Below are 20,810 nucleotides of genomic sequence, written 5' to 3'. Positions count from 1 at the left end.
TTATTTATACTGATCCAGAATCCCGGGAATTTTTGCCGGCGTCAGATCCCGGTGAAGATCATCATCCACCATGATTGCCGGCGCGCGATCACAGGTACCGAGACACTGGATCGGCAGAAACGTAAATTTATTATCCTCAGTGGTTTCACCCGGTTCAATGCCCAGGTGATCTGAAATTGCTTGTTTAATACCGTTGTACCCAGTGATATAACAGCTCACGCTGTCACAGATCCGGATAATATGTTCGCCGACGGGTTTTCGAAAAATCAAATTGTAGAAGGTCGCTATGCTATCCAGCGAATCCGGCGACATTTCCAGATAATCGGCCACATCATTCAATCCCTCTTCGGAAACCCAGCCACGATGGTTCTGCACGATCTTCAGTGCGTCGATGGCTGCACTCTCCTTATAAGGGATCTTCCCTATTTCTTCATCTATTTCTTTTTTCTCTTCCGGGTTCAGCATCTGTCTCGTTCTCGTATTAAATCCTCAGTTATCTGTCCAAATCGGCAAGCACAAAATCAACACTTCCAAGAATAGCCAGCAAATCAGCCACCGTGTGCCCCCGGCTGATCTCCGGGACCATCTGGATGTGCGGAAAACTCGGTACGCGAATCCGCGTCCGATAGGATCGCGTGTGGTCATCACTGACTAAATAGTAACCGTTCACACCCTTCGAAGCCTCCACGCTCACCATCGCTTCACTCGCTGGAACGCGCGGCCCCCATGTGACATTGACGAAATGATTAATCAATGTTTCGATGTCGTGCATAGTTTTTTCTTTGCGCGGTGGCGTTGCCTGGGGATGATCCGCTTTGTAATCCCCTGCAGGCATATTGTCGATACACTGCTGAATAATCCGCAGGCTTTGGCGCATTTCCTCAACACGTACCACACCGCGATCGTAGCAATCGCCTTTCGTAGCGGTCGGAATATCAAACTCGAACTGATCGTATCCGCCATATGGTCGCTTCTTCCGCCAGTCCCATTCCAGCCCGGTAGCACGTAACCCGGGCCCGGTAATCCCCCACTCGATTGCTTCCTCAGTATTGTAAGCGCCGATATCTTTGGTCCGCCCCTGAAAAATCCGGTTTTTCATGACTAGAGAATCATATTCCTTCAGGCGTTTCGGCATATAGTTCACGAAATCCTGAACCATCTCCTTCCATCCTTCGGGCAGATCCTGGGCTACACCGCCAATACGGAACCAGTTGGGATGCATCCGGTCGCCACAAATGGCCTCCACAATTTTCAGAATGCGCTCACGATCGTTAAACATATAAAACACCGGTGAAAGCGCTCCCACGTCCTGCGCAAACGTGCCGTACCAGACCAGATGACTCGCAATTCTGAACAACTCAGCCATCATAATGCGAATAACTTTGGCTCTGTCCGGAATTTCCATGCCCAGCATCTTCTCCACGGTCATGACGTACGGGAAATTGTTCATCACCCCGCCAAGATAATCGATGCGATCGGTATACGGGATATAGGTATGCCAGGACTGACGCTCGCCCATTTTTTCTGCACCCCGGTGGTGATAACCAATGTCCGGCACGGAGTCGACGAGCTGTTCGCCATCCAGTTGTAAAATCATTCTCAAAACGCCGTGTGTACCAGGATGCTGCGGGCCGAGGTTCAGGAACATAAAATCGGCTTCATCCGTCTCGCGCTGCATCCCCCATTCTTCGGGTTTAAACTGGGAGGCTTCCTGCTCACGATCTTGTTTCCAGTCAGGCAGCTCGAACTGTCCCATTTCGGTAGCCCGGGCTGGATGTTCCTTCCGGAGCGGATGCCCCTCCCATGTAGTCGGCATCAGAATTCGCCGCATGTTGGGATGGCCATCGAACGTCACACCGAACATATCGTACACTTCGCGTTCGTACCAGTTAGACGCCGGCCAGATATTATAGATGGAATCGAGATTCGGAAATTCTTCCTGCAACGGAACTTTAATGCGGACGTCATCGTTCCGGTCGAACGAAATCAGATGATATAAAACAGTAAATTGACTTTCGGGTTGCCCCTCACGGTTCTCCCGATCCCTTTCATCGATGGCGGTTAAATCATACAGCATCTTGTACGGCTGGGAAACGTCATTCTTCAGGTAGCCCAACACATCCCGCACCTTCTCTTTTTGAATCCAAAGAGTTGGCACATCGTCTTTAGTAGGCTGTACCTGAAGGACAGCCTCACCAAATTGCTGCTTCAGCTGCTCCCCGATTGGTAATTGGTCATTCATTCGATGATATTCTTTTCAGGCGCAATTTTTTAATAAGGATGTTATAAGCGAAATATTCATTATATAAAGTGTCATACGTGATCCGGTGTAGCCAGGTCGGTGGCCTCTCTGCGCTTTTCCCGTTTCTGGTCTCGCATGGACGGCTTGTCCGCCTTTTCGATGCCCTGTGGGCCAACCACCCAGCTCAGTGGACGCTTTTCTTTGCCGACGGCCTCGCTCAACATCACGAGCCCCTGCATAAATGTTTCCGGTCGCGGCGGGCAACCCGGGACATATAAGTCGACCGGCATAAATTTATCAACGCCCTGCACCACGCTGTAAATATCATACATCCCGCCCGAGTTGGAACAGGATCCCATAGAAATCACCCAGCGCGGCTCCATCATTTGATCATAGAGACGGCGGATGACCGGCGCCATTTTAATGAAAGGGGTTCCGGCGATAACCATGACATCGGCTTCACGCGGAGTACCTCGAATAACCTCGGCGCCAAACCGCGCAATATCGAACCGGCTTGTCAAACTGGTCGCCATCTCCACAAAGCAGCAGGAAAGTCCGAAATTAAACGGCCACATCGAATTCCGGCGTCCCCAGGCCAACAAGTCCTGTAGCCGGGAAAAAATCATATTTTCTTTGACCGTTTCCTCAAAAGATTGGTCAGCCACTTCTGAAGGCTGCCCCGACGCTCCCGGACTTTTTGTTAACCGCTGCATATATCTATTGTACCTCCTTCAGACGCATGTATTTTCGATCGGTACTTTTCCAGTCCAGCGCTCCCATTCGCCACTCGTAAATCAATCCGGCCACTAAAATAACCATAAACACTGCGAGCGCCCCGTAACCCGTCCAGCCCAGTTCCTTCCCGGCGATTGCCCAAGCGAAAATAAACACAACTTCCAAATCAAAAATTACGAACAGCATGGCCACCAGGTAAAATTTAGCTGAGAATCGAATTCGGGCGTTCCCGGTGGATTGAATCCCCGACTCAAACGGGAGATCCGTTTCACGATCTTTATGCCTGCCACCAAAGAAATAGGTAACGCCAACCATAAAACCAACGACTACGGCCACACCAATAACATAGACAAGAAAAGGAAGGTAGGAGACGGAATTCAAACGAAAGCTCCTTCCAGGATAGGTTCATACTCGTCAAAAATCGTAAAGTTTACAGTCGCCAAACCAGTCTTACCCCAATTCTCTGCAAGTCACAATTCCGTCAGTAAACCAATCCATCTTTACACCTTGGTAAACTATTTACATTTGTATATAAATCCAAACCAAATATTGAATTTTTCTATGTTTTCAATTCAGGGAGTGTGGAATTTTACCACACCTTTTATCAGAATATAATTAATAGCAAATTTTTCAGATTTAGTCAAGAAAGAAGTCATGATAATTCTTGCATTATCAATAAGATATACATGACGAATACCCTCTTGTTACTCCGGTTTAACCGGCGTCTATCTGATTAATCCGCCGGGCGTGTCGGCCGCCGTCAAAGCCGGTCTCGAGCCAGATGTCGACAATCTCCAGGGCCTCCTTTTTCGTCACCATTCGCTCCCCGATAGAAAGTACATTTGAGTCGTTGTGCCGACGCGCCAATTCGGCCGATTCCGTATTCCAGCAGAGGGTGCACCGGACACCTTTTACCCGATTTGCCACGATAGCTTCTCCGTTGCCGGAACCACCGAGGACAATTCCCCGGTCAATATCTTCGCCGGCGACCGCTTCCGCGACCGGCCGGATATATTCCGGATAGTCCGCGGACTCCGAGGAGTCGGTGCCAAAGTCGACGACCTCATGTCCTAAATCAATCAAATGGGATTTGATCATTTCTTTGTAACGATACCCTGCGTGATCCGATCCAATGCCAATTTTCATACCTGCTCCACACTTTTCCTGCAATTATTTTTTTCCAGCTTCAACCCAATCCCAGAGATCTTGTAATCCCATGGCTGATTTCATCTCCCGGAGAGTTTCGTCCGCCAGGACGCGCACTTTTTCGGTTCCCTGATATATGATCTCCTGGACATAACCATCTCTGGCAGCAAATTCCCGCCGTCGCTCCCGCATGGGATCCAGGAAATTGTTTATAGCGGAGGCCAGTTTCTTTTTCACCTCAACGTCACCAACTTTCCCTTTCTTGTAACGCTCCTTGAGGTCATCCACTTCTTCCGTGTTCGGATTGAAGGCATCGTGGTAAATAAATACCGGATTCCCTTCGACGCGTCCGGGGACATCGGCGCTGGTCCGGTTGGGATCGGTGTACGTACTGAACACCTTCTTCCGCACCGTCTCCTCGTCGTCGGAGAGGAAAATTGCATTATCCAGACTCTTGCTCATTTTCGCCTGCCCGTCGGTCCCTACGAGGGTTGGCACATCGCCGATCTTTGCCTTGGGTACCGGAAGAACCTTCCCGTAATACTTATTAAATCGCCGGGCAATCTCTCTGGAGATCTCCACATGGGATTCGTTGTCTTTCCCCACCGGAACCAGATGCGCCCTGGGCATCAGAATATCCGCAGCCTGAAGCACCGGGTACCCGATAAGCCCAAACGGCACGGCCTCCTCATCCAGGTGGGCATTCCGCGCCATCTCCTTGATGCTGGGCAGCCGTGATAATCGCGGCAGCGTTACCAGCATCTCAAAGATTAAATTCATTTCGTAGACTGCATGGACGGCAGACTGGAGATATATGGTCGACTTTTCGGGATCGATTCCCGCAGCCAGGTAATCAAGGACCATTTCCCGAACATTACCCTGGATGCGTTCAATATGTTCTTTTTCGGGTTTAGTCGTCAGTGTGTGGAGGTCGGCAATAATGAAGTAGCAATCATATTCATCCTGCAGGGCGACCCGGTTTTTTAAGGTGCCGACATAGTGGCCCAAATGCATTTTCCCTGTCGGACGGTCCCCGGTCAGGATACGCTTTTTCTCAGTCATGTTCGCTCGTCTGTCCTCTCTTCTGTTGGTTCAGGTAATCGGGTAGATTGCTAATATACCTCGACCCGCATTCGTTGGGTATCAGGTCGGAGGGAGTTGATTACTTCATCGTAATCGTATAGGGGATCCGGGTTAGATTCCAGTAGTTCCGTTGGGAGGGAATCAAAGTACTCGTGGAGGCGATGCTGCAACAGTAATCGGTATACCCCGTTCTCCATCCCGGCCATTCCACAGATATAAGCCAACGTATTCGATTCACGAAGTATCGGCTCCAGGCGTTCCCACTCCACCGCCATCCGATCGTGGACATACATGCGGGTGCCATCTCGGGTTTGTTCCTCCCTGCTGAGGGCGGTATAGAAATGGAAATTCGGATATTTCGCCTCAAACCGGCGGAAGAGTGCTTCGTAATAAACATCTGTGCGATAGGGTACGCCAAAGATGAGGTGGATTTCTCCGTCAAATCCATTCTCCAGCAGTTCAATAACCATCCCGCGGAATGGCGCAATTCCGGTTCCAGTCGCTATAAATACATAATTATGGTCATTACGATGGCCGCGATCCGGCAACAGCATTTGTTTCCCAGTCGGACCAGTCAAATTCACCGTTTCGCCTTCATTCAGGTCACACAAATAATTCGAAGCGGTCCCCAACTTCAGTTGATGGTCATCCGTCTCCTCGGTGATGATCCGTTTCACAGTTGTGGAAATAGTGTGCCCCTCACCAAACTCGCCTGTCGTCGGGGAGGCGATGGAGTAGAGACGCAATCCGTTATCATCGGCCTTCCGATCCCACCGGGGAATAACACCGAAAGCCTGTCCCGCCTCAAAATTTCCTTCCAGGGAAGTCCCCGAGATATCAATTACTATATGGCGGCAATAGTTCGGGCTGCTCTTATCCGTCACTGCAGACGATTCGACGATGCGCCCGGTCACCGGATCTCCGGGACGAATGACGTTCAGCGGGATCTCGCGTTCTATTACCATAAACAGTCGTATTGTCTAATCAGGTCCATCATAATTTAAAAGTTAATTTATTTCAGGCGGGACTTCTATGAAAAATTCGGCGCAGGGCCTATCTAAATTCGGAATAGTCATTCATCAACAGTAACAATATTGTCGTGTCCATTTTTACTCAAAAATACAGCATGAGACATTTCAGTATTAATAATCTTTAGTGCTCATGATCCTCATGTCCTTCCGACTCACCGTTTTCCGACTGAATTGCCGTCTCGCCGGTAACGCTGGTCACCCATTCCTGCAATGCCGTTTTATCCTGTATGGTCGGTTCGGCATCGGGGTGCATTATTTCGTAAATACCGAGCGGCATCTCCCCTTCCTCAACTTCTTCCCAGATCTCCTCAATTAACTCAAGGCGTTCCTCAGTTGTATAGGTATCCCACTCGGTAAAATTCATATGTTCACGCGCTTCGTGTACATCGCTCCCCACCAGCCATGAAATGGGAGCTATGTAACTGTACCAGGGCCAGTCGGTTTTGTTCGAGTGGCAATCAAAACAGGACTTTTCCAATACATTTTTTACATTGGCCGGGGCATCAATTTCCTGGGTCACCGGTGGATTACTGCGATCAATTCCAAAAAACTGTATTATTATCAGAATGCCAATGACCGCAATTCCCATCCATTTTCCCCACAGTTTTAAACCTTTCTCCGCCATTATATTCTCCATCTTTATGCAGTTTTTATGCGGTTGGTCATTGTAGGAGCGGGATAAAGGATTCTCCTAGCGCCCGGTGCGGATATATTCCTTTAGCTGGGAAGCTTCCGCTTCCGTCTCCTGGAAGCGTGCTTTGACCACATCACCGATAGAAATGACCCCCACCAGGTTCTCATCCTCCAGCACCGGCAAATGCCGAATCCTGTTCTCTGTCATCGTGGCCATAATTCCCTCAACATTGGCTTCCGGCTCACAGGTGATGAGATCGGTCGTCATCACGTCCTGCACGTTCAATGAATGCAGATCTCCAGATGGCCGTCCGGCTGCATGCAGAACATCCCGCTCGGTGACGATTCCGGCTACCGTATCCCCATCCAGGACAATCAGCGAACCGATGTTGTGATCGTTGAGCTGTTTAATGGCCTTGAGCAAAGACGTCGTTGGTGTAGTAGATTGAATTTCCGATGCTTTTTTGTTCAGCAGGTCGCGAACTCTCATGCTGCCCTCCTCCGCTCTGTGTTTTAAAGACCTCGCCTCAGATTATTGCCGAAAATAGGCTAAGTTGACACTTTCGAATGTACCTATCAATATCATTGGGATCAGGGTGAAGTTCAAGGAAAATTTATCGCCTGAGACCTTGGAGCCGGGTACTAATCGTTGACGCCTTCATCCAGCTCGGTTTCGTCAATGATCCGCTTTTTAATTCGGGTTTCGGCATCCGGTGTTTCCTTCCGCCATCGTCCCAGCCAGAACCAGTAAGTGGTCAGCAGCCCCATAAACACTATACTGATGGGAAAAGCCCACCAGATCCCCTGGGGACCCATTTCAAATGTATTAGAGAGCAAATAGGCGAGCGGGATTCGCGTCACCCAAAATGCGATAATCGCCATGACCATTGCGGTACTGGTCCGCCCCGCCCCCCGGAATGCACCATTAAATACCAACTGTAATGCAAAAAATCCAAATGATAACGCCATTATTCGCAAAAATTCTGTCCCAAGCCGGACAACGTCAGGATTATCTTTAATAAATACCGCGGTAATTGGCTCGGCAAAGAGAAACAGTATAATTCCAAAGAAGGTTAATCCGCCGAAGCCAGTCCCCGCGCCGATCCATCCGGCTTTCTCTGCTCTGTCCAGTTTACCCGCACCAAAATTCTGCCCCAGTGCCGTGGATGTTGCCATTGACAGGGCGAACGCCGGTACAATGACAAAAGATAGAATCCGCGCACCGATTCCGTAGGCTGCGACAACGGTCGTGCCGAAATCGGCGACGATAAAGACCATTGCCGTAATACCGAGGGCAGTGATACTCTGTTCAACGGAGGCCGGAATGCCGAGTTTGATGAGCCGCCACTGGAGTTTCCAGTCCGGCCAGAGATGCCGCAATTTAATGTGGAGCGCCTTCTTCCCACTAAATAAGATCCAGAGTCCGACAATCGCTGCAATCCCCCGAGATATAATAGTCGCCCAGGCCGCCCCGGCTATGCCCATCTCCGGAAAGGGGCCGATCCCCATGATCAGAAGGGGATCAAGGATGGTATTCCCGAGCACCGACCAAAACATCACCCACATGGGAGTTTTGGTATCGCCCCACCCGCGCAGGATGGATTGGAAGACAAAAAACATGAACATGAAGCTGGCGCCGGCAAACAGGATTTTCAGATAGGAGGTCCCCTTTTCCAGGACACCGGGCTCTGCCCCCATAAAATTGAGCATCGGGCCACTGAGCAAATAGCCAACAACAGAAATGACGATGGAGACGTTGACGAGGAGTATGATGGTCTGGCCAGCGGTCAGGTCGACCTGTTCCTGGTCTCCTTTACCCGTGTACTGGGCGATAAGAACTGTACCGGCAACGGTGAGGCCGGCCCCGAAGGAAATAATGAGGAAAATGACCGGGAAGGCAAGGGAAATGGCCGCCACTGCCTGTTCGCCGAGACGACCGACCCAGTAAGTGTCGACAATATTGTAAGCCGTTTGCATCAGGTTGGCCAAAACCAGCGGAATGGCCAGCCGGACTATCGCCGGGAAAAGCGGTCCCTGTACTAGGTCTTCTTGTGAGTTATTTCCGCGTCGCAAAGGATGCGAAATTAGGAAATCCTGGAATTAGTATCCACTGCTTTGATGCTTGTTTTACGTGTTGCTTATTCGTGCCCAGGTTTTCCATACAAGCGCGTCATAATTAACGGAAAAGGGGAACCGGGTGAACGGATGAACAGAGAAAAAAGAACCGCTGAGCCGCGAAGAACGCTAAGGAAACGCAAAGATAAAAAGACATACAACGAACAACTAACTATTCACAACCGACATCAAACAACCCGCTGAACCAGTCACGAGTCCGTCAAAAGCCAGATTAGTATCATGGGGACTACCAACAGATTGGATGCTCGGGAAGAGGAAGGAGGACTCTCGACATTTGACGATTTTAACGATAAAACTATAACACTTTAACACTTTAACACTTTAACACACCAACACGCTTTTACCTGAATACCCGAACACCTGAACACTTAAACACTGTCAAATCAAATCCACGATACTGCCGAAATCGGGATCAAAAATTCGCTTATAGATGCGGATGGCGTAGCCATCAGTCATCCCGGCGATGCGGTCGCAAAGAAGCCGGGCTTTGGCATCGTCGGATCCGGCCTGTTCGATGTGTCGCGCCACCTTCCGTGGCAGGAGCTGGAAATTCGACTCGTTCCCGATATACCGTTCTGCCAGTGCTTCGAAAAGCTGAGAAATGATCCGACACCCCTTTGCCTCCAGCTGCTGAATTTGGGGACTCTGGAAGATTACATCATAGGCCAATGCTTTATAGACCCGGCTCTCTTTCTCGTGCTCCGGATCGGGACGGAGTCGGTAATCGTACCGGTTGGACCACTCGTTATCGGCAATCTTTTCCAGCGCAACCGATTCGATGAATTCGCCTACCTTATTGGCAACGTACACTTCGAAGTCCGCTTCATTCTTAATCTGCCGGAGTAGATGGCCAATAATTTCCGTTTCCCGGGTGTCCAAATCATGTTCCTCCGCCCACGATTCGATGCTGCGCTGGGTGAGGAATCCGGCTTTATAACCATCCAGGAGATCGTTCAGAGAATAGGCCGTGTCATCCGCCCAATCCATGATCTGGCATTCTATACTCTGATCCGTTCGGGGGATTTCGCTTCCGGTATCTCCGGCGACAAAGCACAGATACTCCTTTTGATCATTGTAAAGGAATTTGGATTTAGGCGGCCTCATCTCCTTTTCCAGGGTTTTGTATTTCATCACTCCATCCAGGAACGCACGTGACGGCTTCATTCCCCGCCGGCCCTCCGGTGCCTCATAGAAAATATCCGTGAGGATGCGAAGTGTCTGGGCGTTTCCCTCGAAACCACCATGGGATACCATGAGATCGTTCAGCACGTTTTCCCCGCCGTGCCCGAATGGCGGGTGCCCAATATCGTGCGCCAGGCAGGTCACTTCCACCAGGTCCGCATCCAGGGTGAACTCTTTTGAAAAATGTTCGGAGTTTTGATTCAGAAAGTTAACAATGGAACGTCCGATCTGGGCGACCTCAATGGAGTGGGTCAGGCGCGTCCGGTAAAAGTCATACTCGCCGGACATAAAAACCTGGGTCTTTCCCTGGAGTCTCCGGAAGGCCGCACAGTAGATTATCCGGTCCCGATCCCGCTGGAATTCGGTCCGGTAATCCTTTGCTGACCTTCCACCGATAGTCTCGGTATCAAACTCGGTGTAAAACTTGTTATCCTTCACGGATTATTACCACCGGAATTCGCAGCTGGCCCGAATCGCGAGGTCATCTTCGCCGTCATCTTCGAGAGAATAGACGAAATTCGGCGCAATTTTGATCCCCCCGGTCGGATTAAACTCAACACCACCAATAATTAGGTTTTCCGTAATCTCCGTGACGGGGTTCTGTTCATTACTGTAATCGAACCGGCCAAAAGCCGTGGCATCTTCACCAACTTCCATACGTCCATATACCGAGAGTAATAACTGGTTCCAGTCTGTTTCACTCAGCATTTGATATGCACCTTCCAGACCGGCCCACATATCGTTGACATGAATTCCGGTAAATCCTGCAAAAGTCATCCGGCTCTCATCTACGTTTTCCGCTTCATAACTGGTATAAGCCCCCACATTGAATCCGGTTGTGCTCCCCAAATTTTCAGGGCCATAGAGTAAGCGGACGTGGATCCGCTTGTACTCATCAACCTCAGGGGATTTGTATCCCTCACCGTTGGAGAGGGCTGCGGAAACTAATACTTTTCTCGAGAACCGCATCTCGTACCCGGCGCCGATATCGGCAGAGGGGGCAAACCCACGGTCATTCATGACGGTTTTGCGCAGATACCGGAATCCCCAGGTTCTCTTTTGTACATCATAGGCATTCATGGGAATCATACCGAGTATCAGTCCTCCGGCATCACCCTGTCGCCAATCGATATAGGCGTATTTCATAAACAACTGATATCCACCATCCGTAAAATCCGGACCAATATCACTAGTGACGTTATAACTGACATCCGATGTCAGGTCACCTGCATATCCAAGATATACCCGGTCAACAGTGAAGGCATTATTATTGGTGTGCGTATTATAAAAATAACCCGTATAAATCCGTCCGGACAAACCGACATCCTGTCCCAGCGCAAATACCGGCACGAGCAAAAAACTCAGAATCACCCATTTGACTAAAATCCGTGCGGCTGATTTCATACTTACCCCCTCTCATGGATTTACATTAATACGAAAAATAAGAATTGTACTGATCGTTTACATGTAAAATTTTTGTAAAGCGCCGGTGCCACCAGGAAGGTGTCAGGGGGATTTTGCCATATGATAACTAATGTTCTTCCTGAACAATGCACCGGTGATCGCCATTTTCCTGCATCTCCAGCTGGACAGTCGTATGCTGGATGCCGTACTCATCCATCGTCATCTCCCGGATTGCGTGAATAATATCATCGTGCGACGTTTGCGAAACGGATTCGTCGACGTTTACATGTACAGTCATGGCATGGATACCGTTGGTCAGCGTCCAGATATGGAGATCATGGACGCCGGTTACATTCTTGAGATTACAGATTGAGGTCTGTACGTCTTCCGGTTCAATTTCCGGGGGCGTTCCCTGCATAAGGACGTGGAACGTATCCCGCATGAGACGCCACGACGAGGCAATAATTATCATTCCAATGACGACACTGAAGATCGGATCCGCATACATCCAGCCGGTAGTCCACATAATAATTCCGGCTACAATAGCTCCGACCGACCCCAGGGCGTCGCCCAGGACGTGCAAATACGCTCCCTTCACGTTCAGGCTGTCATCTTTAGACTTATGAAGAAAAAATCCGCTCAGCAAGTTCACCAGGAGCCCCACCGTCGCGATGAGCATCATCGGGAATCCGGCGACTTCCGGGGGGTTCTGTATTCGCTGGTATGCCTCAACAAAAATGTAAACCGAGATCCCGGCCAGTGTTAGCCCATTGAGAAAAGCCGCGAATATTTCAAATCGATGGTATCCAAAGGTATGGCTCTTGGTTGGCGGACGCTTGGCCAACCACATGGCGAACAAACTAAGCCCAAGCGCCAGTACATCGGTCAACATGTGTCCGGCATCGCTCAGTAGCGCCAGACTGTTGGTCAGCCATCCCCCAATAAGCTCGACGAAGAAGAAAAAAGCCGTAATACCGAGTGCAATCTGCAGACTTTTCCTGTTTTTATCCCGCAATTCGCGATAGGAAGACATTACTCGCTCCGATCCTCCTCTCCGTTTTGTTCGCCGAGATGCTGCTGGATATCCTCCAGAAAATGCGAAATGTGCTCGTCATCTATGGAGTAAAACACCTGTTTCCCCCGACGGGTATATTTCACCAACTTCATATTCCGGAGGACTCGTAACTGATGGGAGGCATTGGATTCGCTGGTCTCTGTCAGTAACGCCAAATCGTGCACACATAACTCCTCTTCCTTCAGTGCCAGAATAATCCGCAATCTTGTGGGATCACATAACGCCTTAAACAGATCCGACAACTCCCGAATATGCTCCTCATCCCCCAAACTCTCTTGAATAGCCTGACTATTTGCGGACGATATACTGTGTAATTCCTGCGTCATTTTCAACTCCATTATATGAATATCTGTTCATAAGTTAAAATGTTTGCGGGCCCATCCAAAGAAATATTTATATCTTGATACATTCCGTTTGAAATTTAGTCATTATTTTGTTTATTCTGTCGTTACAATATAATACGTTGGAGTTTCAGTTTTCATATTCGCAAATAAATTACAGGCGACTTAAATGGATATAAAATTTTGGGGAGTTCGCGGGTCGATTCCAACGCCCCCCACTCCAACTCAAATTCGCCAGAAAATGCTCAATGTACTTCGCCTCGCTCAACGAGAGAAGCTTGAATCGGATTCGGATCGTGAAAAATTTTTGGAGAGTCTGAATGGATTTCAGGATAGTCTCATTGGCGGGAATACTTCCTGTGTCCAGGTAACTGTGAAGGATAACCTTTTCATCTTTGACATGGGCAGCGGACTTAAACGGCTTGGGAATGCCCTGACGGAGTCTGAAGCAGCATCGGAAGGTCTGGCAATCCATTTTTTTATCAGTCACACCCATTGGGATCACATGATGGGGTTTCCATTCTTCACTCCCGCCTACCTACCCCAGCACAAAATTATCTTCCACAGTCCTATCCCGGATCTGGAAGAACGTATTCGTGCCCAGCAGGATTTCCGATTTTTCCCGGTCTCACTGGATGATATGGCCAGCACCAAGGAGTTCCACACACTCCAGCCGGAAGGAAAGCATACCATTGAAGGGGTAACCATTCGTACCAAGGAGCTGAATCACCCCGGTAACTCGTACGGATATCGGGTGGAGTCCGATGGAAAATCGTTCGTCTATACCACTGACTCCGAATTTAAAGACCTGTCCCAAATGAATACAAAACAGTACACCGACTTCTTCCAGGATGCGGATGTCCTCACTTTTGACTCACAGTACACCCTCCTGGAAGCGGTTCACCATAAGAAGGACTGGGGTCACAGCTCCGCCATCATTGGTATTGACCTCGCCGCAGAAGCCGGTGTAAAAACTATGGTTCTGTTTCACCACGAGCCGGAGAACGACGACTCTACCATTCAATCGCTCCGGGATGAAGCTCAACAGTACAAATCAATTAATTATCCGGACTCACCACTGTCGTTGATTATTGGTCATGAGGGCCTGGAAATATCCCTGTAGTTTCGCCATATTCTGAAGTGTAGAGTAAATCAAAGAGAGGCAAATCCCTTTGTAGCCGCAGGAAAACTGTTTGTAATCACTGTGATTATATTTATAATTTGGTCTTCATTTGTCCGGTGGTAACGCCCGGGCAACCTCTTACCAGACAGACAAAATGCATGTTCCGAGCGATTGCATGATTGAATTAACAGGAGTTTGACACAAGTCACCACAGTGTGGCATTGAACCAGTAAACAGAATCAGGAGACGTATTCAATGGAGACAAAAATCTATCTCAGCGAAGCCGATATGCCACGGCAGTGGTATAATCTTGCAGTCGACCTTCCGACACCAATACAACCGCCATTGGGCCCGGATGGTAATCCGGCCGGTCCGGACGACTTGTCTGCGGTGTTCCCGATGAATCTGATTGAACAGGAGATGAGCCAGGAACGCTGGATCGATATCCCGGAAGAAATCCTTGGTATCCTGACCCGGTGGCGTCCCTCACCCCTGAAACGTGCTGTCCGCCTGGAAGAGGCGCTGGACACACCTGCAAAAATCTTTTACAAGGATGAAAGCGTATCCCCTCCCGGAAGCCATAAGCCCAATACTTCGGTAGCACAGGCGTGGTATAACAAGGAATTTGGTGTAAAAACGCTGACCACCGAAACCGGCGCCGGTCAGTGGGGCAGTGCGCTGGCATTTGCCTGCCAGCTAATTGGACTCAATTGTAAAGTGTTCATGGTCAGGATTAGCTTTGACCAGAAGCCGTATCGGAAAATTATGATGCGCACCTGGGGCGCAGACTGTATTGCATCGCCTTCGGATGAAACGGCAGCCGGCCGGAAGTTTCTGGAGAAGGACCCGGATACGCCCGGTAGTCTGGGAATGGCCATCAGTGAAGCGGTAGAAGCGGCGGTCTCCGACGAATCCGGCAAGACCAAGTACTCGTTGGGCAGCGTGTTGAATCATGTACTTCTACACCAGACCATCATTGGACAGGAAGCCAAAAAGCAGCTGGAAAAGGTCGGTATTAAGAAGCCGGATGTAGTAATTGGCTGCGCAGGGGGCGGAAGTAACTTTGCGGGTTTGGCTTTTCCGTTTGTGCACGACAAAATAAACGGAGACGACATCGAAATTATTCCAGTGGAGCCCACGTCATGCCCTACGCTCACCAGGGGTATTTTTACCTATGACTTCGGTGACTCGGCAGGCTCCACGCCGCTTATGCCCATGCACACCCTCGGCCACAATTTTGTTCCGGAGCCAATCCACGCAGGCGGACTACGCTATCACGGCATGGCTCCGCTGGTCTCGCAAGCGGTTATCGAAGGGTTGGTGAAGCCGCGCGCCATCGACCAAATCACCTCCTACTCCTCAGCACTGCAGTGGGCACGGACCGAGGGAATGATTGTAGCGCCGGAGACCAGCCATGCCATCGCGGCCACGATCCAGGAAGCCGAAAAGGCGCGCGAAGAAGGCAAAGAAAAGGTTATCCTCTTTAATCTGAGTGGCCATGGTGTGATGGATTTGGCGGGTTACGAGAGCTTCCTGAACGGCGAACTGGAAGAACATGCCCTGGAGCAGGAAAAGCTAGACGAGGCAGAAGCCGAACTGGACGAACTGCCCAAGGCCGAAGTCCGGAAGTCCGGACAATGGTCGTAATCTGACTTACTGATGAATCGCCGGGATGCGCAGGTGTCCCGGCGATTACATATCTATGGAATAATTTTCTCCGAATTCTGGGACCGTAACCTCCCACCCGAAATGTGAGCGTATTTTCTCTGCCAGCGCCTCCGAGGCATCCGCCTCACCGTGATTAATAAATGTCATCTTTGGCGGTCGATTGAACCCCATCAGCCAGGCGAGTATCTCTTCATAATCGGCATGACCGGAGAAACCGAAGATATTTTTAATTTGTGCCTTCACCGGAATCTTTTTCCCATGGATTTTCACGGTCTCAGCGCCTTCCAAAATTGTCCGGCCGCGCGTCCCCATCGCCTGGTAACCGATAAACAGTATCGAATTCTTTGGATCACCCAACCGCTCACGCATATGATGCAGAATACGTCCACCGGTAATCATCCCACTGGCGGAAATAATAATCGCTTTTTCTTTTATCCTGTTTATCGCCATCGATTCTTCCCGTGAGCGGCAAACCTTAAGCTGGGTGGGTTGAAAGATCGAGCTCCCCTGAAGCGTCTGCTCCCTGGCATGCAGGTTCAGTACATCCAAATGACTCGTGAAGATGGAAGTAGCATCGATTGCCATTGGGGAATCGATGTAAATTGGCATCACCGGGATCTTCCCTTGTGCTTCCAGTTCTCTGATTACGTACAACAGAGTCTGCGTCCGCCCCACGGCAAAGGACGGAATTACCAGGACACCTCCCCTGTCCGCGCTCTCATTAATAACCCTGACCAGTTCCTCGTATGGCGACGCATCCGAATGTAACCGATTACCATAGGTGGATTCGATAACCAGGTAATCCACGTTATACACCTGGACAGGATCTTTCAACACCGGACGCCTGGGACGCCCCAAATCCCCGGTAAAAAGCACCTTACTCGTATTATTATTCCGACCGACCTTGATATCGACCAGGGATGAGCCCAGTATATGTCCGGCATCCTTAAATTTCACCCGAATATCATCTGCGGGGAAAAGATCCTCGCCGTAGTGCACCGGGCTAAAGTGGGTAAGCGCGTTTTCAGCATCTTTGGTTGTATACAAAGGGAGTGCCGGTTTGTGCTGTGAAAACCCCTTTTTGTTGGCCCATTTGGCGTCTTCTTCTTGCAGGTGCGCGCTGTCCTTCAGCAATATTTCACACAAGTCAGACGTTGCATGGGTGGCATGGATTCTCCCGGCAAAATCGTACCGGCAAAACCGGGGTAAATAGCCGGAATGATCGATGTGGGCATGAGTTAAAAGAACCGCATCAACAGATTCAGGCGGTACCGGAAACGGATCCCAGTTTTTCAGACGATTCTCCTTTTTACCCTGGAACATGCCGCAATCGATAAGAAATCTTTGGGAGTCGAGATCGAGGAGCGTACGGGAACCGGTGACGGTTCCTGTAGCGCCGTAAAAGGTTATCTTAGCCATATGAAGTCTCCCGGTGTTGGACGGGGTGGAAGTTGTGAGAGGAAGTTACGGTGATTTTTCTCCCGGACCTATACATTTAAATCCGAGCCCCCCTTCACATTTAAAGAAGAGGGTGGCAGGTGCGCCACTCGTCGATGAACTCAGAGTGACTTCAGGAAAAATTTTGGTTCTACTTTACCAGAGATGCCTGGCGCCACTTTCGCACAGAATTGATAAGATAAATTCGTTCAGCCTGCTGAAGGATATCAACCGTAACCGTGTTTTCACCGATTTCACCTTTATCCAGCAAATATTGCCGAAAGGTACCGGGTAAAAGGCCGGATTCGACAGGTGGCGTGATCAGTCTGCCTTCCAACTGTATCACAACATTTGCTATGGTACTTTCGGTAATTTCTTCCCGGGAGTTCCAGAGAATAACATCTCCGCAATCCGGCACCGAATGCTTCGCTTTCTCATAGATCTCCCGGTATGAGGTTTTATGGTAGAGAAAAGGATCAGATTCATCTATTGGATATTCGGCGATCCCGACTTTCACCGGTGTTGTTCCCCCGGTTTTCGGCATCGGTAAATATTTGGCAGAAATCCTCCCGGTTCTGGAGAGGGTTACACGAACTCGATACCGCTCTTCCGAAAATTCATCTTCAAGTTTTCGAAGCCGCCTCTCCCACTTGTCAGAATCAAAGGCAAAATCAAAATATTCCGCAGAACCGGCAATCCGTCGTCGATGATACTCTTCGATGAAATATCCGCTCTCCCTTTCCCAGAGCAGGGTCTCCAACAGGTCGAAGTCAGGTATGGTTTTATGAAGGATATTCGTTTTGAGCCTGGCCTCATCGTACTCCTTTTCAGGCTCAGAATCCCAGACGATACCGCCACCGGTGCCGTACTCGATGCGACGTTGGTTCTTATCAATAAGCGCTGTACGGATTGCCACGTTGAACTGGGCCCGTCTTTCAGGCGTAATAAATCCGATGCTGCCAGTGTAAATATTTCTGGGCGATTGCTCCAGATTGGCAATAATCCTCATGGTACTGACTTTGGGCGCTCCCGTAATTGAAGCGCACGGAAAGAGCGCCGTCATTATTTCAGGAATGGTGGCCTCTGTCTTGCCTTGGACTGTAGAGGTCATCTGCCAGACGGTGGGATATTTTTCTATGGAAAAAAGATCGGGTACCGTTACCGTTCCGAATTCAGCCACCCGTCCCATGTCGTTTCGCACCATATCCACAATCATCACGTTTTCCGCCCGGTCTTTTTCTGAGCGGTGCAAAGTATCAGCGAACCTGTTATCCTCCTCAAGAGTGCGTCCCCGTGAATAGGTACCCTTCATCGGTCGGGAGGTCAGGATGCCGTCTTCCCAGGTAAAAAAGAGTTCCGGCGACGCCGAGCAGACAACATAATCTCCGATATTCAAATACGCGCCATACCCCGGGTATCTTGGTGAGATAAGAGCACGAAACAATGCAGATGGTTCACCGCTGAACTTTGCTTGCTGGCGATAGGAGTAATTCACCTGATAGGTATCACCGCGCTCAAGTGCCTGTCTGATTTTCTCTATTGATTCAAGATATTCACGTTTGCTGAGCTCCGGCGTCCACTCCTGAATGGAATATGAACCTGTAAAATCATCCGGCAAATCCGGGTGTCTCCGAATATCGCTAAACAGCCCGAACCATAGCAGAGGAAAATCGACTGAAGGATTTACCCGAAGTGCTTCATCAAAACCGCAGACAGCCTCATAGCTGAGGAAACCTGCCGCATACCAACTCTTCGTCCGGACGAGCTCATTAATTTCATGCAGAAGTGGCAATACGTCCTCCGGAGATTCGCCGATAATAACCTTCTCCGGTGAGAGAAATTCCAGCCATTCACTGCGGCTGAAATCATACATCAGAACAACGGGATTTTGATTCTCTGGAGCCTTCATACGGGAAATGTAAAGTTACAGGCAACAAAAATCCGTAAGGATCTGAACGGCAGTGTTATAGTGTTCAGGTGTTCAGGTGTTTAAGTAAAAACTGTGTTAAAGTGTTACTGTGTTATTGTTAAAACCGTCAAGTGTCGAGAGTCCTCCCTCCACTTTTCAAAGCATCAAATCTGTTTATAGTCTCCGCTCATTCGACCGGTTATTGATCGGGCTTTTGATGGATTCATGGCTGGTTCAGTGGGTTTTGTATGTTGTCGGTTGTGAGTAGTTTGTTTTTATCGTTTATATCGAACGAATCATGGAAACCTATAAAAAGCCTGTGCATTTTTCACAACAAACGACGAACAGTTTTTTCCTTCTGCATTCTCCCTTATCCATCAGAACAAGAAAAATAAGATTAAGAGTTTGAATGAGTATGGGTATGAGTAAGAAACAGTACCAACAGTAACACTCGAACACAGGAACACGTTAACACTGTTGTCCCCTATACCCTATACCCTATCCCCTATACCCTATCCCCTATACCTTATACCCTACTCTCCATCCACAGGCTTATAAGTCCCGTCGAACCATACCTGCCACGTTTTGCCATCATCATCTGATTGTTCTATCAGTTGATGAACCGTGCCGTCTTCCCTGGGAGTCAGTGTCATCCGGGAGAGCGATGTCGTTCCATTCATCTGGATGTTTTTCCCTGAGAATCGCATCGCGCCGTCGGAAAACTCCCCTGTATATTCGATGATATACCCGGAACCGCCCACCCATTGTTGCCGCCACTGGCCGGTTTCCGGATGGACGAAATTCATACTCTTCCCATTTGAGCCGCCTGTTCCTTTCCAATTTTCCAGCAGCATGCAGCCATTGGCCGTTTTCATAATGGTATTGTGTCCCACCATTTGACCCTGCGGATTGTATACATCCCACTCGCCGATCCAGAAATCCAGCTGTCGATACAATGAGTCGTATTCGCAGGGGCGCGCATTACGATCTGCCTGTTCTACTAATGCTATGAACTGTTTCTCCTCCCGAAGCGAATTTAGATCGGAGTCCTCCTGCATATGCTCCGCATTACTGTACCCGGCCTGTATGGCATTCTGTAGAGCCCGGAAGGCTGCTGGTTTTTGTCCTGAGAGAGCGTAAACACATGCCAGGTTGTATTGCAAAAATTGTGGATAAAACCCCAAACTATCTGCTGTGTGATACGCGGATATCGCTTCATTGTATTGCTCCAATGAATGAAGTGCGCGTCCCAATCCAAACCAGGCACCTGGATCTCCCGGCTCTTCCTTTACAACATTTTTGAAGAGAACCACCGCTTCTTCAAAGTTACCATTCCGAAGCGCTGTCCTTGCATCATTTGTATCCTGCTGGGCGAACAGAGCACCAGTAATGAATATAAAGATCACTGTTATATAGGGCAGTTCTTTAATCATTTGAAATGTTCCTTTGTCTGCATTTAAAACTATCGGATCCAACTGATCACTCACGGAATTAATGTAAAATACTGTATTGGAGGTATTCCGCAAGGTAATTTCCAATAGTTAGTTGGAATTTGTTGAGAGAGATTCATGCGGCTGCCGCAATGGTTTGGTTCGTGTCTTGCGTATTATTTTCTTCCTCAAGCGCTTTCTTTACGGCCGTCTGGAGGGTATCTAAGTCGCGATA

At 49.3% G+C, this 20,810-nt stretch carries 19 protein-coding genes; 2 read left to right on the top strand and 17 right to left on the bottom strand.

Features of this window, described 5'->3' with window-relative positions:
• From nuoE to K9N57_17045, 14 genes are all read right to left on the bottom strand, one after another.
• Nucleotides 1-465 carry an NADH-quinone oxidoreductase subunit NuoE gene (nuoE, locus tag K9N57_17110; GenBank protein ID MCF7805899.1) on the bottom strand — a complete coding sequence of 155 codons (465 nt, stop codon included), beginning with the start codon at nucleotides 463-465 and terminating at the stop codon, nucleotides 1-3.
• Nucleotides 466-493: 28 nt separating this feature from the next.
• Entirely contained in the window at nucleotides 494-2,242 is a 1,749-nt protein-coding gene (gene nuoC / locus K9N57_17105) for an NADH-quinone oxidoreductase subunit C/D (GenBank protein ID MCF7805898.1), read from the bottom strand.
• 71 nt (nucleotides 2,243-2,313) lie between these two features.
• Nucleotides 2,314-2,955 (bottom strand): NADH-quinone oxidoreductase subunit B, encoded by a 642-nt coding sequence (locus K9N57_17100; protein MCF7805897.1) that lies wholly within the window; start codon nucleotides 2,953-2,955, stop codon nucleotides 2,314-2,316.
• Between the two features lie 4 nt (nucleotides 2,956-2,959).
• A complete protein-coding gene (locus tag K9N57_17095; protein ID MCF7805896.1) occupies nucleotides 2,960-3,292 on the bottom strand; it encodes an NADH-quinone oxidoreductase subunit A in 333 nt (110 codons plus the stop codon).
• A 399-nt stretch (nucleotides 3,293-3,691) separates the two neighbouring features.
• Entirely contained in the window at nucleotides 3,692-4,123 is a 432-nt protein-coding gene (gene rpiB, locus K9N57_17090; protein MCF7805895.1) for a ribose 5-phosphate isomerase B, read from the bottom strand.
• Nucleotides 4,124-4,147: 24 nt separating this feature from the next.
• Nucleotides 4,148-5,185: a tryptophan--tRNA ligase gene (trpS, locus tag K9N57_17085; protein MCF7805894.1), complete on the bottom strand. Its 1,038-nt coding sequence runs from the start codon at nucleotides 5,183-5,185 to the stop codon at nucleotides 4,148-4,150.
• 50 nt (nucleotides 5,186-5,235) lie between these two features.
• Nucleotides 5,236-6,171, bottom strand: coding sequence for a hypothetical protein (locus K9N57_17080; GenBank protein ID MCF7805893.1), 936 nt, complete (start codon nucleotides 6,169-6,171; stop codon nucleotides 5,236-5,238).
• Nucleotides 6,172-6,358: 187 nt separating this feature from the next.
• Complete coding sequence (locus K9N57_17075; protein MCF7805892.1) at nucleotides 6,359-6,862, bottom strand: heme-binding domain-containing protein; 504 nt, start codon at nucleotides 6,860-6,862, stop codon at nucleotides 6,359-6,361.
• Between the two features lie 66 nt (nucleotides 6,863-6,928).
• Nucleotides 6,929-7,360, bottom strand: a complete 432-nt coding sequence (locus K9N57_17070) for a CBS domain-containing protein (protein ID MCF7805891.1) — start codon at nucleotides 7,358-7,360, stop codon at nucleotides 6,929-6,931.
• Nucleotides 7,361-7,512: 152 nt separating this feature from the next.
• A complete protein-coding gene (locus tag K9N57_17065) occupies nucleotides 7,513-8,943 on the bottom strand; it encodes an MATE family efflux transporter (protein MCF7805890.1) in 1,431 nt (476 codons plus the stop codon).
• 441 nt (nucleotides 8,944-9,384) lie between these two features.
• The gene (dgt, locus tag K9N57_17060; GenBank protein ID MCF7805889.1) at nucleotides 9,385-10,626 is read right to left on the bottom strand and encodes a dNTP triphosphohydrolase; all 1,242 of its coding nucleotides are present in this window, start codon (nucleotides 10,624-10,626) and stop codon (nucleotides 9,385-9,387) included.
• Between the two features lie 6 nt (nucleotides 10,627-10,632).
• The gene (locus tag K9N57_17055; protein ID MCF7805888.1) at nucleotides 10,633-11,592 is read right to left on the bottom strand and encodes an OprO/OprP family phosphate-selective porin; all 960 of its coding nucleotides are present in this window, start codon (nucleotides 11,590-11,592) and stop codon (nucleotides 10,633-10,635) included.
• A 127-nt stretch (nucleotides 11,593-11,719) separates the two neighbouring features.
• Nucleotides 11,720-12,625: a cation diffusion facilitator family transporter gene (locus K9N57_17050; GenBank protein ID MCF7805887.1), complete on the bottom strand. Its 906-nt coding sequence runs from the start codon at nucleotides 12,623-12,625 to the stop codon at nucleotides 11,720-11,722.
• Nucleotides 12,625-13,005: a metalloregulator ArsR/SmtB family transcription factor gene (locus K9N57_17045; GenBank protein MCF7805886.1), complete on the bottom strand. Its 381-nt coding sequence runs from the start codon at nucleotides 13,003-13,005 to the stop codon at nucleotides 12,625-12,627. The genes K9N57_17050 and K9N57_17045 overlap by 1 nt, the downstream gene beginning before the upstream one ends.
• 172 nt (nucleotides 13,006-13,177) lie before the next feature.
• Here K9N57_17045 and K9N57_17040 point away from each other — a divergent pair, with 172 nt between their 5' ends.
• Both K9N57_17040 and K9N57_17035 read left to right on the top strand, forming a co-directional pair.
• Nucleotides 13,178-14,131: an MBL fold metallo-hydrolase gene (locus K9N57_17040; GenBank protein MCF7805885.1), complete on the top strand. Its 954-nt coding sequence runs from the start codon at nucleotides 13,178-13,180 to the stop codon at nucleotides 14,129-14,131.
• Between the two features lie 255 nt (nucleotides 14,132-14,386).
• Nucleotides 14,387-15,778, top strand: coding sequence for a TrpB-like pyridoxal phosphate-dependent enzyme (locus tag K9N57_17035; protein ID MCF7805884.1), 1,392 nt, complete (start codon nucleotides 14,387-14,389; stop codon nucleotides 15,776-15,778).
• 45 nt (nucleotides 15,779-15,823) lie between these two features.
• Here K9N57_17035 and K9N57_17030 read toward each other — a convergent pair whose 3' ends face one another.
• The 3 genes from K9N57_17030 to K9N57_17020 form a co-directional block, all read right to left on the bottom strand.
• Nucleotides 15,824-17,218 carry an MBL fold metallo-hydrolase gene (locus K9N57_17030; protein ID MCF7805883.1) on the bottom strand — a complete coding sequence of 465 codons (1,395 nt, stop codon included), beginning with the start codon at nucleotides 17,216-17,218 and terminating at the stop codon, nucleotides 15,824-15,826.
• Nucleotides 17,219-17,387: 169 nt separating this feature from the next.
• Nucleotides 17,388-19,109 carry an aminodeoxychorismate synthase component I gene (pabB, locus tag K9N57_17025; GenBank protein ID MCF7805882.1) on the bottom strand — a complete coding sequence of 574 codons (1,722 nt, stop codon included), beginning with the start codon at nucleotides 19,107-19,109 and terminating at the stop codon, nucleotides 17,388-17,390.
• 569 nt (nucleotides 19,110-19,678) lie between these two features.
• Complete coding sequence (locus K9N57_17020) at nucleotides 19,679-20,578, bottom strand: tetratricopeptide repeat protein (GenBank protein ID MCF7805881.1); 900 nt, start codon at nucleotides 20,576-20,578, stop codon at nucleotides 19,679-19,681.
• Between the last annotated feature and the right edge of the window lie 232 nt (nucleotides 20,579-20,810).

This window comes from Candidatus Neomarinimicrobiota bacterium, from assembly GCA_021734025.1.
Taxonomy (GTDB): Bacteria; Fidelibacterota; JAANXI01; order JAANXI01; family JAANXI01; genus JAANXI01.
This window is presented reverse-complemented; position numbering and strand designations above follow the sequence as displayed.